The sequence below is a fragment of the Hydrogenophaga sp. genome (assembly GCF_026125825.1).
Classification (GTDB): domain Bacteria; phylum Pseudomonadota; class Gammaproteobacteria; order Burkholderiales; family Burkholderiaceae_C; genus Hydrogenophaga.
Genome location: NZ_JAHCKK010000020.1, coordinates 26934 through 41323, shown reverse-complemented (window position 1 = coordinate 41323; position 14390 = coordinate 26934). Strand labels below are relative to the sequence as shown.

Sequence of the window (14390 nt, the reverse complement as noted above, 5' to 3'; positions counted from 1 at the left end):
TCAGTGTTCGCTGGTGACCGACACGGCGTAGCCGTGGTGCTTGAGCAAAGCGTGGCGGCGGGCGTCGGCCAGGTCGCACACGACCATCTCCGTCACCATGTCCTGCAGTGCGATCTGGGGCACCCAGCCCAGCGTGTTCCGGGCCTTGGCCGGGTCGCCGAGCAGCGTCTCCACTTCGGTGGGCCGGAAATAGCGCGGGTCCACCTTCACGATCACCTGGCCCGGCCGCAGCGCGGGCGCCTTGTCGCCTTCGACGGCCTGCACGACGGCCTGTTCATTCACACCCCGGCCTTCGAAGCGCAGGGTGATGCCCAGTTCGCGCGCGCTCATCTCGATGAACTGGCGCACGCTGTACTGCACGCCGGTGGCGATGACGAAGTCTTCGGCCTGCTGCTGCTGAAGCATCATCCATTGCATGCGCACGTAGTCCTTGGCATGGCCCCAGTCGCGCAGCGAATCGAGGTTGCCCATGTAGAGGCACTGCTCCAGTCCCTGGGCGATGTTGGCCAGGCCGCGCGTGATCTTGCGGGTGACGAAGGTCTCGCCGCGGCGCGGGGACTCGTGGTTGAACAGGATGCCGTTGCAGGCATACATGCCGTAGGCCTCGCGGTAGTTCACCACGATCCAGTATGCGTAGAGCTTGGCCACGGCGTAGGGACTGCGGGGGTAGAAGGGCGTGCTTTCCTTCTGCGGGATTTCCTGCACCAGGCCATAGAGCTCGGAGGTGCTGGCCTGGTAGAAGCGGGTCTTCTTCTCCAGGCCGAGGATGCGGATCGCCTCGAGCAGGCGCAGGGTGCCCAGGCCGTCCACGTCGGACGTGTACTCCGGGCTCTCGAAGCTCACCGCCACATGGCTTTGCGCGCCGAGGTTGTAGATCTCGTCGGGCTGGGTCTCCTGCACGATGCGGATCAGGTTGCTGGTGTCGCTGAGGTCGCCGTAGTGCAGGTGAAAGCGCGCGTCGTCGATGTGCGGGTCCTGGTAGATGTGGTCCACGCGCTGCGTGTTGAACTGGCTGCTGCGGCGCTTGATGCCGTGCACGATGTAGCCCTTGTCGAGCAGCAGTTCGGCCAGGTAGGAGCCGTCCTGCCCGGTGACGCCGGTGATGAGGGCGACCTTGGGCTTGGCCTGGGGGATGGGCGGGTTCTTGGTCATGGTGTGGGGTCTCGCAAAAGTCATTGGGCGGCGGCGTGCTGCAGGAAGTCCTGGTAGGTCAGGGCCAGGCCGGCGGGAAGATCGACCTTGGCCTGCCAGCCCAGGCTGCGCAGGCGGCTGCTGTCCATGAGCTTTCGGGGCGTGCCGTCGGGCTTGGTGGCGTCGAAGCGGATACCGCCCTCGAAGCCGGTGATGCTCGCCACGCGGTGGGCGAGTTCGGCGATGGTCAGGTCGGAGCCGGAGCCCACGTTGATGTGGCTGAGCATGGGCTGGGTGTGCTGCTCGTAGCTGGCCTTGGGCAGGTTCATCACGTGCACGCAGGCGGCGGCCATGTCGTCGACATACAGGAACTCGCGCATCGGCTTGCCGCTGCCCCAGATGGCGACCTCGGGCGACCCCGTCATCCGGGCCTGGTGAAAGCGGCGGATCAGCGCGGGGATGACGTGGCTGTTCTCGGGGTGGTAGTTGTCGCCCGGGCCATAGAGGTTGGTGGGCATGACGCTGCGGTAGTCCACACCGTGGCTGGCGCCGAACTGGCGGTTGTAGCTTTCGCACAGCTTGATGCCGGCGATCTTGGCCACGGCGTAGGGCTCGTTGGTGGCCTCCAGCGGCGCGGTGAGCAGGGCGTGCTCGCTCATCGGCTGCGGCGTGAGCCGCGGGTAGATGCAGCTGGAGCCCAGGAAGAGCAGCTTGCGCACGCCGTTGCAGAAGGCGGCCTCGATCACGTTGGCCGCGATCATGAGGTTCTGGTAGATGAAGTCGGCGGGGAACACGCTGTTGGCGTGGATGCCGCCCACCTTGGCCGCGGCGAGGTAGACCTGTTGCGGGCGGGTGCGCGCGAAGAAGGCGCGCACGGCGGCCTGGTCGGTCAGGTTGAGCTCGGCGTGGGTCCGGGTGACGATGTGGCTGGCGGGGTGGCCGGCCGCGCGCAGCTGGCGCACGATGGCCGAGCCGACCATGCCGCGGTGGCCGGCGACGTAGATGGTTTCAGAGGTGTTCATCAGCAGGCTCCTTCTTGTTTGAGGACCACGCGCACGGTGCGCAGCATGATCACGAGGTCGTACCAGAGCGACCAGTTGCGCACGTACCAGAGGTCCATGTTGATGCGGTGCTGGAAGGTGCTGGTGCTGCGCCCGCTGATCTGCCACAGGCCGGTGATGCCGGGGCGGGCCTTGCCGTAGGCGGCGATGCTCTTGCCGTACTCGCCCAGCTCGCGCGCCAGCAGCGGGCGCGGGCCGACCAGGCTCATGTCGCCGCGCAGCACGTTGATCAGCTGGGGCAGTTCGTCGATGCTGGTGCGGCGGATCAGGCGGCCGATCTTGGTGACGCGCGGGTCGTTGGCGAGCTTGAAGTTGCTCGCCAGGTATTGCACGTAGAGCTTTTCGTTGTCGGTTTTCCAGCGCTCCAGGGCCCCGTCGGCGTCCATCACCATGCTGCGGAACTTGATGAAGTCGAACAGCTGGCCGTCCACGCCCACGCGCTTTTGCACGAAGAAGGCCGGGCCCGCGTCGTCGCGCTTGATGCGCCACGCCACCCAGGCAAACAGCGGGGCCAGCATCACCAGCAGGGTGGTGGCGCCGACGATGTCGAGCGCGCGCTTGAGCACCTGCGGCCCTCGGCGGTTGAGGTTGTTGCGCGCGCGCAGCAGCAGCACGTCGTGGCTGAAGAAGTGCGAGACCTCCATGCCGTAGATCGGCAGGCCGCCGAGCGCGGGCACCATGACGAGGTCGTCGCGCGTGAGCATGAGTTCTTCGGCGAGTTCGCGCAGCCAGTTGTTGTCCCGGATGCCGAGCACGCCCACCAGCTGGTGCGGGCCGGGCTGTGCGAGAAAGTCGCGCACGCCCGGGGTCAGCGCGGTCGGGGCGGCCATCTGCCCGCCGCCGAGGTTGACCAGCCGCGCGCCGGGGTCGGGACAGACCACGGCCACGGGTTTGTAGCCCAGCAGCGGCTCGCTGGCCAGGGCGGCGGCGGCCTTCTCCACGTCGTCGGGGTGGCCGATGAGCACATACGGCTGGGTGAGCAGGCCGGCGCGCAGCAGCCAGTGGCGCACGGCCAGGCGCGAGAGCGGCAGCATGACCAGCACCAGGCCCCAGGTGGCGCCGGTCCACAGCCGGGAGAGCGGCCACTTGGCGAGGTAGATGACCATGGCGTCGAGCAGGGCCGCGAGCACGATGACCTGGATCAGCTGGCGGGTCTCGTCCCACCAGGGCTTGCGGCGGTGGGCCGAGTAGTGGCCCTGCACGGTCCACATCCAGCTCACCATGGTCAGGGCGATGGCGGCGAACAGCGTGAGGCGCAGGTGGCCATTGGCGGCCCACCACACGTTCATGGCCTGAGAGAGGCTGATCTCGTCGCGCAGCCACGCCGGCAGGCGGCCGGCGACGAAGCACAGCGCCAGCACGGTCAGGTCGGTGAGGACCAGCCAGGCCTTGACCTTCTGTTGGCGCCGCGCGAGGTCGTCCCACGGGGCCAGGTTGCGGGCCAGGTCGTGTTCGTTGTAGAGCGGGACGACAACGCCCGGGCCCGCTTCGACGGGCAAGGGCGTGGCTTCCAGCCTTTCCCGGGAATGGGTGCGCGCGCGGGCCATGTCAGCCCCCGAGACGGAAGTGGGACGGCGGGGCCCCATGGCGGTGCGTGCAATGCACTCGCAAGGCGCGCGCAGGCGTGTGGTGGTTCAAGCATGGCATACATGCACTCCCTGTGTTCGTTGACTTGGCGCCGGCATGCAGCCTGCGCTCGCCTTTCTTTGTAGGGCACGAAAAAGCGCGAGATGTAACGAGCTTTGAGTTAAGACACGGGGCGCTTGTAGGACTGAACCTTGCTTCGATGTGGGAACATCCGCCCTGCGAGGGGTGTGCGCCTTAATTGGTGGAACTTATGTTTTGGCGCGCTGTCCGACGGCGTCAGGAGGTAAAGCAATGCGAGTGGCCGAAGCGATCGAGCTGGATGCGAAAACCGAGCGTGCCTTGCGCACGCTGGCCCAGGGGCGGCGGGTCGAGGCCCGCGTGAAGCAGCGCGCCAGCGTCGTCCTGCTGGCGGCGCGGGGCTGGCAGAACAAGGACATTGCCGAAGAGGTCAAGCTCGACCGCCGGCAGGTGGCCGTGTGGCGCAAGCGCTTCATCGAAGGGGGGCTCGAGGCCCTGATGCAGGACGCGCCGCGTTCGGGGCGCACGCCGAGCGTGACGTCGGCGCTGGAGTCCCACATCGTGAGCACGACGCTGTACGAGCAGCCGGCCGAAGCCGCGCAATGGAGCTCGCGCACGCTGGCGTCCTACCTGGGCCTGGGTGCCACCACCATCCGCCGCGTGTGGCAGCGCAATGGCATCAAACCGCAAGGGGCGGAGTGATCAAGTCATAAGTGCAGGCCAAAATGGCGCAGTGCAGCAATTGGCCCGGTGAATGGGGGGTTGCGCGCAAACGCAGGGTTTACATCCCGAAACCGGTTTCGTGGACCAACGGCCACGACAGGCGGTTCAAATGGCGGAGATGTCGGTCTGCACCGGCCAGTGCAGGGCACTGGCCCGGCCTTCGCCGGTGCCGAAGCGGTGCTGCAGCAGCAGGGTGTAGTGGCCCGGGCGGGTGCCGCAGAGCCGGTAGCCGTCGGCCACCGGGCTGAGTTGGACGCCGCTTTGTGGGGCGGTTTGCATCTCCCAGGTGCCGAGTTGGGGCGCGGCGCGCCGCAGCGAGACGCAGAAGCCCCGTTTCATGTTGGACTGGATCACCAGGCGCTGCTGGGCGCTGGCCTCGCCGGCGACGGAGGTGTCGAGCTGCAGCGGATGGCTGTTCTCGATGACCCGCATGATGGGCGGGATGATGATGCGGAAGTCCAGCGAGGCGCCGGCCTGGCCCTGGGGCACCAGCACGCTCTCGCCGATGCTGGTCGCGGGGACCAGCAACAGGGCGCTGGCGGCCAGCGCGGGGAGAAGGAGGCGGCGGGGGGACATGACCCACTATCGGCCCACGCCCTCCAAACTTGATACCCCTGCTGGGTGAAGGCTGTCGCGCCGCAAGGGCATGCGGGGCCCGGGCTTACTCGCTGCGCTGCACCGGGATGCTGATGGAGGCGCTTTCCCGCAGGCGCACATCCACCCGGGCCTGGCCCTGGTCGACCACGTTCCAGGGCAGGGGGAGCGTGTCGCCGCGCACGCTCACGGTGCGCGGCCCGCCGGCGACGAAGGGGAATTCGAACCGGCCCTGGCTGTCGGTGCGCACGGCGTAGCGGTTGTCCAGGTAGACGGTGACGTTGGGCACGCCCTGCTCGCTGGCTTCCTGGGTGCCGCTGCGGTTGGCGTCGAAGTACACGGTGCCGACGATGCGACCGCCGCCGTCGCTGGCCCGGCCGCCCAGTGGCACGTTGCGGCTGCCGGCTTCGAGTTCGTAGCGCAGCACGGCATAGAAGGACCGGTCCGATTCGGGGATGACGATGGCCAGCGGCGGGGCCAGTGGGTCCAGCGAGGGGTTGAAGCGGCTGCGGCCGGTGGAGCGGTTGTAGTTGGCCTCCAGGCTCCAGCGCGGGTCGATGCGCCACTGGCCACCCAGGTTCAGGCTGTGCCGCGACTGGCCGTTGTCGCTGTGTTCGGTGTTGAGGTTGCCGCGCAGGCTCGCCTTGTTGGTGATGGGCGCGGACACGCTGAGCGCGGCGCTCCAGACCGATTCCCGGGGGCGGCCCTGGTCGGCGTCGTAGGCGCCCGTGCCCAGGCTCGTGGAGACGGACCAGCCCTGGGGCACCAGCCATTCCTGGTCCCAGGTCAGCCAGCGCGAGTCGGCTTCGTTGTCGCTGCGCACGAACTCCAGGCGCAGGCCGCTGTTGCCCCAGCCGTTCTGGAAGCGCCAGTCGCCGTAGCTGCTCCAGGCGTTGCCGTCGAAGCGGCGCACGGTGGTGCCTGCGCCCACCGTGTGGTCGCGGTTGAGGCGCCAGCGCGCCGAACCGGTGGCGAAGAAGCCGCTGGCGCTGCGCCCGCTGATCGAGTCCAGCCAGTCCACCGAGCCTTCGGCCGACCATTGGCGGGTGCGCCAGCTGGTGCGTGCGTAGCCGCCCACGAGGTCGTTGGCCAGGGGCAGGTTGGCCCAGCTCAGGTCCCGTTCGAGCCGGTAGGCGCCCAGGCCGTGCCGTCGCGGGCCGTCGTCCCATTCGCCGTCCACCCAGAAGCCTTGGCGCGCGCCGTTCACGGCGCTGGACTGGGTGCGCAGCACCTGGCCCTGGATGCGGTGTTCCGCACCTTCGTGCCGCACCGCCAGCAGGGTGGAGTCGGCGTTGACGATGTCGCTGGCTTGCAGCGGCGCGTCCAGGTTGGAGACCTTGCGCGCGTCCTCGTGCTGCACGGCGAGCGTCCAGCCCTGGTTGGACAGGGGGTTGGCATCGTCCGCGTTGAGGCGCCACTGCCCGCCCAAGGCGGTGCGCTGGCCCGGCAGCTTGCGAAAGCCGTTGGCGGGCAGGAAGTCCAGCCGGCCGGGCTCACCGGTGCTGGCCTGCAGTTGCAGCCCGGCACCGGGGTTTTCCCACTCGGTGCTGAGGCCCTGCACGATGGCCGAGGGCAGGTAGATGCGCGCGGGCAGGCGCAGGATGCCGGGCGCGGGTGGGTTGATCACGCCCAGCTCGTTGCTCATCAACCAGCCGTCCGACAGCGGCATCGCGCGCTGGCGCAGCGTGAGCGTGCCGCTGCTGTCGCCGGGCGCGTAGGTGCCGTCGATGGACAGGGTGCCGTGGTTGGGCGTCTCCAGCAGGCCGTAGATGCCGTAGCCGATGCGGGTCTTGCGCGCTGTGTCGAAAGGCTGGGTGCCCAGGCGGGTTTCCAGGCGCAGGAAGCGCGGCCAGCCCTGGCGGTCGTAGGGGTAGGCCTCGGCGTCCTCCGCGGGTTCGGGCGGCAGGCCTTCGATCACCCGGTCTTCGTAGGGGGGTGGGCTGGCCGCAGCGGGCGCGGTCGCGTTCTGGGCCCAGGCCGTGAACCAGGGGGTGGAGGCGCCCAGCAGCGCCAGCAGGCAATGGACGGGGCGCGCCGCCAGCCCCCTCATGGAGCGAAGCTCGCGTCCAGCGGCAGGCGGTTCTTGCCCCATTCGAGGTTGCCCTTGACCGCCAGGGGAAAGCGCACCGTGGGCGCGGGCTTGCCGTTTTCGGCGACCGGGGTGATGGCGATGCGCCGCGTCTCGCCCGGCAGGATGGGCAGGTCGGCCGGCGCCATCTCGAAACGCGCGCCGCTGGCGTCGGTGCCGTTGACAAAGCCTTCGAGGCGGCCGTGGGCGTTGCCCAGGTTGCGCACGTCGACCACGGCGGTGGGCTGGCCATCGACCTGGGCCACGCGGGTGCCGGTGATCTCCAGCTTCGGGGCCGCGTCGCCGATGGTGGCGTACACGATCACGCCGATGCGCCCGCCCACGGGGAAGTTGAGGTCGCCCTGGACGCGCGCGGGCTCCAGCCCTTCGATCATCAGCGCGAAGCGGCACTCGCGCGCCGGCGTGCCCGCCGGGGGGGTGATCTCAAACCGGTAGCGGTAACGCGCACCGGGCTCGATGGTCAGCTCGCGGCGCTCGACCGCGACCCAGGGCCGGCAGCTGTCGGCCGCGAGCGCGTCGCTGAAGGCCACCGAGTTGTCGGGCAGGAAGGCCCAGTCGTTGGTGTAGACGCGGTAATTGCCCTTTTGCTGGCCGACGTGCTGGATCTCCACCACCTGGCGCAGGTTCTGGCCGGGCGCGACCTGCACCTCGAAGCGCGGCGGCGTGATGTAGGCCGCGAAACCCTGGGCCCGCACCGCGTGCGAGACACCGGCCAGGGCCAGGGCGGCGCACAGCGCAGGGACGGGGCGGTGCAAGAAGCTCAGAAAAGCAGGGCGCATGGCGGGCTCAGTCGGCATCCAGTTCGAAATGGAAGTTCAGTCGGCGGCTGTTGGACTGCCAGTCGGCGTTCGAGCGCAGGCGCACCTGAAGCTGGTCTTCCAGGGTGGGCGTGGTGATCGGGCCGGCGTGCACCAGCGCGCGCTCACCCGACAGCAGGCGGCCAGCCTGCAGGCGGCCCTGGGTGGTCCAGACCGCTTCGATGCTGGAGGCCTCGTCGCGCGGCAGCACCATGTAGATGCGGCCGCTGCGACCGATCCAGTCGCGCGTGTCGATGCGGATGTTCACGCGCAGCCGGGCTTCCATGCCGCCTGCGAAGGGCTGGCCCGACTTCAGGGGCAGCCACTGCATCTGCACGTTGGGCGGCACGGTGTGGCTCAGCGAATCGTCCAGGCGATGCGGGTTGGCCCAGGCGGTGCCGGCCAACAGGCCGCACAGGACCGCCAGGACGCGGCGCTGCGCCGTCATGGGCTGCTCAGGGTGTAGGTCACCCGGCCGTTGTAGGTGCCGGCCGCCCGCACCGCGTTGTTGGCGTAGACGTAGGTGTGGCAGTTCTCGAAGTACGTGTTGCCCGGGACCGTGGCCAGCGTCTGGGTGCCGCCGTTGAAGGTGCCGGCCGGAATCACGTTGGGTGCGCCGCTGCCCGGCGCGGAGACGGTCCAGCTGATCTCGGTGAAGGGAATGGTGTCGCCGCTGGCACTGGTCAGGTTGGCCGGGGAGGACACGGTGAGCGTGGCATTGGCCGCGCCGCTGTTGCGGCGGTAGCCGGCGCCGACCATCACCTGGCTGGCTGGTGTGGGACAGGTGTTGTTTCCATCGCCGTACAGGCTGGTGGACTGGCTGCTGTCGCTGGTCATGGGCAGGTCGGTGCCATTGCCCAGTTGCGCCACCGGCACCGTGACCTGCACCAGGTTGATCGCGCCGCTGGTGCCCGCGGTGCCATTCAAGGTGCCGCTGGTGCCGCTGAGGGCGCCGTTGCCCACGTGCAGGAACAGGCGGCGGCTACCGGAGGTGATGGTCAGCGACCAGGCGTGCGCGGCCGCCATGTCCATCAGGCACAGCACGGCCACGCAGGCGCCCGCCGCGAAGCGGGCCTGGCTGGAGCGGGACGTGGTGCGCTGCATGCTGTCTGGTGGACCGTGGCTGTCCTGGAAAACGGGGCGCCTGAAATGGCGACGGAGGGTTGCTCTGCGCAAACCCTCCGGGAAGCCGATGGCGGCGGGTCGGCCGCCCTCTCGAGGTCTGCCGCGCCGGCTCAGGGCATGGAGGCGGTGTAGGTCACGCGGCCGTTGGTCGTGCCGTAGGTGCCCGGTGCCACCACGGCCGAGTTGGCGTAGCTGAAGGTCCAGTTGGCGGTGCGGTCCGTGATCTTGGTGCCCGAGGACAGCGTCACGTTGGAGGCCGCGCCAGCGCCGGTGTTCGGAATGGCCGGGCTGGGCAGTGCGGCCAGGCTGCTGGTGGCCGAGATCTCGGACCAGGCGATGGTGTCGGCCGTGCCGTTGGTGAGCGCGCCGGTGGTGGAAGCCGCCAGGGTAACCTGGCCGTTGTTGCCCACCACCCGGACCGGCACCACATTGCCGGTGACCACACCGGCGGCGGCGCCCGTGCCCACGGCGGCGGGGTTGCTGGTGTAGTCGAAGGTCACGGTGTCGACCGTGGTGTTGGTGGCGAAGCCGGCGGCGCCAGTGCCCACGGCCAGGAACAGCACCCGGGGAACGACGACGCGGAAATCCAGGCGGGCCACCGCGCTGCCCGCGCCCGTGACAAGCTGGGATTCGGCCGAGGCCATCAGCGGGGTGGCCAAGGCCAGCGCCAGGGCAGATTGGAGCAGCAGGGCTTTTTTCACGACGTTTCCTTCAGGACGGAGCAGAAGTGGGAGGTGTGCACTTTTAGGTACGCGGCCCACGGGTGGTTGATGGGCAGATGTTACGGAAAGTCACTTCACGGATCAATACATGCCCGAGGAAAAATTTCACACTTTTCAACCACTTACGGCCACTTTGTTATCCAACGGTAAAAAAACGAAGACGAGCGGTGAAAAAAAGTGCTCAAGTTCAGGTGCTTTTTGCCGTGTTCAAACTTCTGGTTACAAGATGCTGCAGCGGAAGTGCACTGCCCGACTTCACTTCACCCAGGGAGAAGCTGGTGTGCAGGTCCTTGACGTTGGGCAGGTTGAGCAGGACCTCGCGGGCGAATTGGCTGAAGTGGTTGAGGTCGCGGCTGACCACCTGCAGTTCAAAGGTGCCGGAGCCGCTGATGTAGTGGCAGGACACCACCTCGGGAATGCCCCGGATCGCGTTTTCCAGGTTGCGGGTGACGTCGCCGCTGTTGCGGTCGGCGTCCAGGCGCACGAAGGCCAGCACGCCCAGGCCGATCTTCTCGCGGTCAATCTCGGCGCGGTAGCCGCGGATGAAGCCCGACTCCTCCAGCGCGCGCACGCGCCGCCAGCACGGTGCGGCCGACAGGCCCACCCGCTGCGCGAGTTCGGCGTTGGTGAGGCGGCCGTCGGTTTGCAGTTCTTGCAGGATGGCGATGTCGAACTTGTCAAGTGTTTCCATGATGGCCTGTTTTGAGAATGAATCTTTCTTGATCATCCCGAAAACAGGCATGAAACGCAAACACCTGTCGCGCACTGGGGCATACACTGTGCGCCACACTGGAGGCGCGCACCTATCCGGCGCGCGACCCTGTTCACGACCCGCCCACGAAGCTGGCCCCCCATCCCCCACGGAGACAAGCCGATGAACGCCCCCCTGCCCGACCACATCCGCCGCGCGCTGGAAACGGTCACCCTCGACGACAAATACGCACTCGACCACGGTCGCGCCTTCATGAGTGGCGTGCAGGCTCTGGTGAAGCTGCCCATGCTGCAGCGCCAGCGCGATGCGCTCGTGGGCAAGAACACCGCCGGCTTCATCAGCGGCTACCGTGGTTCACCCCTGGGCGGTTACGACCAGGCCCTGCAGAAGGCGGCGCCGTACCTCAAGGCGCAGAACATCGTGTTTCAGCCGGGGGTGAACGAGGAACTGGCTGCCACCGCGCTCTGGGGCACCCAGCAACTGGGCTTCGCGCCACCGGGCAGCAACCGGTTCGACGGCGTGTTCGGCATCTGGTATGGCAAGGGGCCGGGCGTGGACCGCTGCTCCGACGTCTTCAAGCACGCCAACATGGCCGGCACCACCCCCTGGGGCGGCGTGATCGCCGTGGCGGGCGACGACCACGTGGCCAAGAGTTCCACTGCCGCGCACCAGAGCGACCACATCTTCAAGGCCTGCGGCCTGCCGGTGTTCTTCCCCACCTCGGTGCAGGACATCCTGGACATGGGTCTGCACGCGCTGGCCATGAGCCGCTTCAGCGGCGTTTGGGCGGGCATGAAGACGATCCAGGAGATCGTCGAATCCAGCGCCACGGCCGAAATCGATCCGGGCCGCGTGAACATCGTGATCCCCGAATTCGAGATGCCGCCCGGTGGATTGCACATCCGCTGGCCTGACCACGCGCTCGACCAGGAAGCCCGCCTGTTCGACTACAAGTGGTATGCCGCACTGGCCTATGTGCGCGCCAACCGGCTCAACCACAACGTGATTGCCGGGCCGAACGACCGCTTTGGCCTGATCGCCAGTGGCAAGGCCTACAACGACACGCGCCAGGCGCTGCTGGACCTCGGGCTGGACGACGAGACCTGCCGCCGCATCGGCCTGCGCCTTCACAAGGTGTCGGTGGTCTGGCCCCTGGAGGCGCAGACCACGCGCGAGTTCGCCACCGGCCTGCGCGAGATCCTGGTGGTGGAAGAGAAGCGCCAGGTCATCGAGTACCAGCTCAAGGAAGAGCTCTACAACTGGCGCCCCGACGTGCGGCCGAACGTGCTGGGCAAGTTCGACGAGGTCGAGGGCGATTTCAGTGGCGGCGAATGGAGCATGCCCAACCCCAGCGCACGCACCCTGTTGCGCGCCAACGCCGACCTGTCGCCGGCCATCATTGCGCGGGCCGTCGCCAGGCGCCTGAAGAAGATCGGCGGCGTCCCGCAGGACGTGATGGCTCGCATCGATGCCCAGCTCGCGATCCTGACGGCGCAGGAGCAGTCGATGCAGACCCTGCTCACCCAGGGCGTGGCGGGCGCGGAGCGCCAGCCCTGGTTCTGCTCGGGCTGCCCGCACAACACCAGCACGCGCGTGCCCGAGGGCTCGCGCGCCATGGCCGGCATCGGTTGCCACTTCATGACGATCTGGATGGACCGCGCCACCGTGGGCTTCACCCAGATGGGCGGCGAAGGCGTGCCCTGGGTCGGCCAGCAGCCGTTCAGCCACGATCAGCACATGTTTGCCAACCTGGGCGACGGCACCTACTTCCACAGCGGCCTGCTGGCGGTGCGCCAGAGCATCGCGGCCGGTGTGAACATCACCTACAAGATCCTCTACAACGACGCCGTGGCCATGACCGGCGGCCAGCAGGTGGGCGAGCGTCCCGAAGGCCACAGCGTGGTCCAGATCGCGCAGAGCATGCGCGCTGAAGGGGCGGTGAAGATCACCATCGTCACCGACGAACCCGAGAAGTACGACAGCATCAAGGGCCTGCCCGAAGGCATCGCCATCCAGCACCGCGACACGCTGGACGCCGTGCAGCGCGAATTCCGCGACATCAAGGGCACCACGGTCATCATCTACGACCAGACCTGCGCAACCGAGAAGCGTCGGCGCCGCAAGCGCGGCACCATGGTCGATCCGGCCAAGCGCGTGGTCATCAACGAGCTGGTGTGCGAAGGCTGCGGCGATTGCGGCGTGCAGTCCAACTGCCTGTCGGTCGAGCCGCTGGAGACCGAGTTCGGTCGCAAGCGCGCCATCAACCAGAGCACCTGCAACAAGGACTACTCCTGCGTCAAGGGCTTCTGCCCGAGCTTCGTGACCGTCGAAGGCGGCCAGCTGCGCAAGAAGGAGAAGGGCGGGGCCCAGCTCGAATGGACCGGTGGTGCGCTGCCGTTGCCCGCGCTGCCCACCCTGGATGCGGAGGCCTGGGGCATCATCGTCGCCGGCGTGGGGGGCACCGGTGTCATCACCATCGGGCAACTGCTGGGCGTCGCCGCGCACCTGGAGGGCAAGGGCATCGTCACGCAGGACGCGGCCGGCCTGGCGCAAAAGGGCGGAGCCACCTGGAGCCACGTGCTCATCGGCGCGCGGCAGGACGACATCCGCACCACGCGGGTGTCGGCCGCGTCGGCCGACCTGATCCTGGGTTGCGACCCGATCGTCAGCGCCCACAAGGAAACCTGGGCCCGCCTGCGCGCCGGCCGCACCCACGTGGCGCTCAACGTGAACGCCACGCCCACCGCGGCCTTTGTCAAGAACCCCGACTGGCAGAACCCGGCCCAGGCCTGCGTGGACGCGCTGGTGAACAGCCTGGGGGCCGATGCGGTCGGCACGTTCGACGCCGAGACGGCGGCCACCCGCCTCATGGGCGACAGCCTCTACACCAACCCCATGATGCTGGGCTACGCCTGGCAAAAGGGCTGGCTGCCGCTGGAGCTGGCCTCGCTGCTGCGCGCGATCGAACTCAACGCGGTGCAGATCGACAAGAACAAGGCGGCCTTTGAATGGGGCCGCCGCGCCGCGCACGATCCGAAGGCGGTGGCCGCGCTGTGGCAGAAGGCCGGCGCGGGCGAGCAGGTGATCCAGTTCAAGAAGCGCGACTCGCTGGACGACCTGATCGCCCGCCGCGTGGAGTTCCTCACCAGCTACCAGAACGCCGGCTACGCCGAGCAGTACCGCCAGTTCGTCGAGCGCGTGCGCGCGTCGGAAGCCGCGCTGGGCAAGACCGCGCTGACCGAGGCCGTGGTGCGCAACCTGTTCAAGCTCATGGCCTACAAGGACGAGTACGAGGTCGCGCGCCTGCACAGCGACCCGGCTTTCCACGCCCGCCTGGCGAGCCAGTTTGAAGGCGACTTCACGCTCAAGGTGCACCTGGCCCCGCCGTTGATCGCCCGCAAGAACGAACGGGGCGAGCTGGTCAAGCAGCCGTTCGGCCCGTACATGTTCAAGGTGTTCAAGCTGCTGGCGCGCTTCAAGGGTCTGCGCGGCACCCCGCTGGACATCTTCGGCCGGACCGAGGAGCGCCGCACGGAGCGGGCCCTGATCGGGCAATACCGCGCCGATGTCGAGGCCCTGCTGGCGGGCCTGAGCGCCACCAACCACGGTCTGGCGCTGGAGATCGCCCGCCTACCCGAGCAGATCAAGGGCTTTGGGCACGTGAAGGAGCGCCATCTCGCCGCCGCGCGCAGCCGCCGGGAGGCCCTGCTCCAGCAGTGGCGGCAGCCCGAAGCGGCGGCCCACCTCGCCCGCGCCGCCTGATCGGCGCAACCCCCCCCGGCATACAATCGCCGGTTGAGTCCCGAGTGCCCCGGGGCCGCCTCCTCCAGG

General features: G+C 68.4%; 12 protein-coding genes. 2 read left to right on the top strand and 10 right to left on the bottom strand.

Features of this window, described 5'->3' with window-relative positions:
• Genes gmd through wbaP form a run of 3 tightly spaced genes read right to left on the bottom strand, consistent with a single transcriptional unit; the run spans window position 1 to window position 3691 of the window.
• Window positions 1–1152 carry a GDP-mannose 4,6-dehydratase gene (gmd, locus tag KIT86_RS09560; protein WP_297397658.1) on the bottom strand — a complete coding sequence of 384 codons (1152 nt, stop codon included), beginning with the start codon at window positions 1150–1152 and terminating at the stop codon, window positions 1–3.
• A 20-nt stretch (window positions 1153–1172) separates the two neighbouring features.
• A complete protein-coding gene (locus KIT86_RS09555) occupies window positions 1173–2153 on the bottom strand; it encodes a GDP-L-fucose synthase (RefSeq protein ID WP_297397656.1) in 981 nt (326 codons plus the stop codon).
• Complete coding sequence (gene wbaP, locus KIT86_RS09550; protein WP_297397654.1) at window positions 2153–3691, bottom strand: undecaprenyl-phosphate galactose phosphotransferase WbaP; 1539 nt, start codon at window positions 3689–3691, stop codon at window positions 2153–2155. The genes KIT86_RS09555 and wbaP overlap by 1 nt, the downstream gene beginning before the upstream one ends.
• A 379-nt stretch (window positions 3692–4070) precedes the next feature.
• Between wbaP and KIT86_RS09545 the strand changes: the two genes are divergently transcribed.
• A complete protein-coding gene (locus tag KIT86_RS09545; RefSeq protein WP_297397652.1) occupies window positions 4071–4499 on the top strand; it encodes a helix-turn-helix domain-containing protein in 429 nt (142 codons plus the stop codon).
• Between the two features lie 126 nt (window positions 4500–4625).
• On the opposite strand, the gene KIT86_RS09540 is transcribed toward KIT86_RS09545, so the two are convergent.
• The 7 genes from KIT86_RS09540 to KIT86_RS09510 form a co-directional block, all read right to left on the bottom strand.
• Complete coding sequence (locus tag KIT86_RS09540; RefSeq protein WP_297397650.1) at window positions 4626–5096, bottom strand: hypothetical protein; 471 nt, start codon at window positions 5094–5096, stop codon at window positions 4626–4628.
• An 85-nt stretch (window positions 5097–5181) separates the two neighbouring features.
• Window positions 5182–7164, bottom strand: coding sequence for a carboxypeptidase-like regulatory domain-containing protein (locus tag KIT86_RS09535; protein WP_297397648.1), 1983 nt, complete (start codon window positions 7162–7164; stop codon window positions 5182–5184).
• Window positions 7161–7982 (bottom strand): hypothetical protein, encoded by an 822-nt coding sequence (locus KIT86_RS09530; RefSeq protein WP_297397646.1) that lies wholly within the window; start codon window positions 7980–7982, stop codon window positions 7161–7163. Before KIT86_RS09530 ends, KIT86_RS09535 begins: the two co-directional genes overlap by 4 nt.
• 7 nt (window positions 7983–7989) lie before the next feature.
• Complete coding sequence (locus KIT86_RS09525) at window positions 7990–8448, bottom strand: hypothetical protein (protein ID WP_297397644.1); 459 nt, start codon at window positions 8446–8448, stop codon at window positions 7990–7992.
• A complete protein-coding gene (locus KIT86_RS09520) occupies window positions 8445–9104 on the bottom strand; it encodes a hypothetical protein (RefSeq protein WP_297397642.1) in 660 nt (219 codons plus the stop codon). The genes KIT86_RS09525 and KIT86_RS09520 overlap by 4 nt, the downstream gene beginning before the upstream one ends.
• Window positions 9105–9235: 131 nt before the next feature.
• A complete protein-coding gene (locus KIT86_RS09515; RefSeq protein ID WP_297397640.1) occupies window positions 9236–9826 on the bottom strand; it encodes a hypothetical protein in 591 nt (196 codons plus the stop codon).
• 208 nt (window positions 9827–10034) lie between these two features.
• Complete coding sequence (locus KIT86_RS09510; protein WP_297397638.1) at window positions 10035–10538, bottom strand: Lrp/AsnC family transcriptional regulator; 504 nt, start codon at window positions 10536–10538, stop codon at window positions 10035–10037.
• Window positions 10539–10721: 183 nt separating this feature from the next.
• On the opposite strand from KIT86_RS09510, the gene KIT86_RS09505 reads away from it, so the two are divergent.
• Entirely contained in the window at window positions 10722–14321 is a 3600-nt protein-coding gene (locus tag KIT86_RS09505) for an indolepyruvate ferredoxin oxidoreductase family protein (RefSeq protein ID WP_297397636.1), read from the top strand.
• Window positions 14322–14390 lie beyond the last annotated feature (69 nt).

Coding starts and splice junctions, on each gene's coding strand:
- KIT86_RS09525 (WP_297397644.1), bottom strand. CDS start 8,448: ATGACGGCGCAGCGCCGCGTCCTGGCGGTCCTGTGCGGCCTGTTGGCC.
- gmd (WP_297397658.1), bottom strand. CDS start 1,152: ATGACCAAGAACCCGCCCATCCCCCAGGCCAAGCCCAAGGTCGCCCTC.
- KIT86_RS09535 (WP_297397648.1), bottom strand. CDS start 7,164: ATGAGGGGGCTGGCGGCGCGCCCCGTCCATTGCCTGCTGGCGCTGCTG.
- KIT86_RS09520 (WP_297397642.1), bottom strand. CDS start 9,104: ATGCAGCGCACCACGTCCCGCTCCAGCCAGGCCCGCTTCGCGGCGGGC.
- KIT86_RS09545 (WP_297397652.1), top strand. CDS start 4,071: ATGCGAGTGGCCGAAGCGATCGAGCTGGATGCGAAAACCGAGCGTGCC.
- KIT86_RS09540 (WP_297397650.1), bottom strand. CDS start 5,096: ATGTCCCCCCGCCGCCTCCTTCTCCCCGCGCTGGCCGCCAGCGCCCTG.
- KIT86_RS09505 (WP_297397636.1), top strand. CDS start 10,722: ATGAACGCCCCCCTGCCCGACCACATCCGCCGCGCGCTGGAAACGGTC.
- KIT86_RS09555 (WP_297397656.1), bottom strand. CDS start 2,153: ATGAACACCTCTGAAACCATCTACGTCGCCGGCCACCGCGGCATGGTC.
- KIT86_RS09530 (WP_297397646.1), bottom strand. CDS start 7,982: ATGCGCCCTGCTTTTCTGAGCTTCTTGCACCGCCCCGTCCCTGCGCTG.
- KIT86_RS09510 (WP_297397638.1), bottom strand. CDS start 10,538: ATGGAAACACTTGACAAGTTCGACATCGCCATCCTGCAAGAACTGCAA.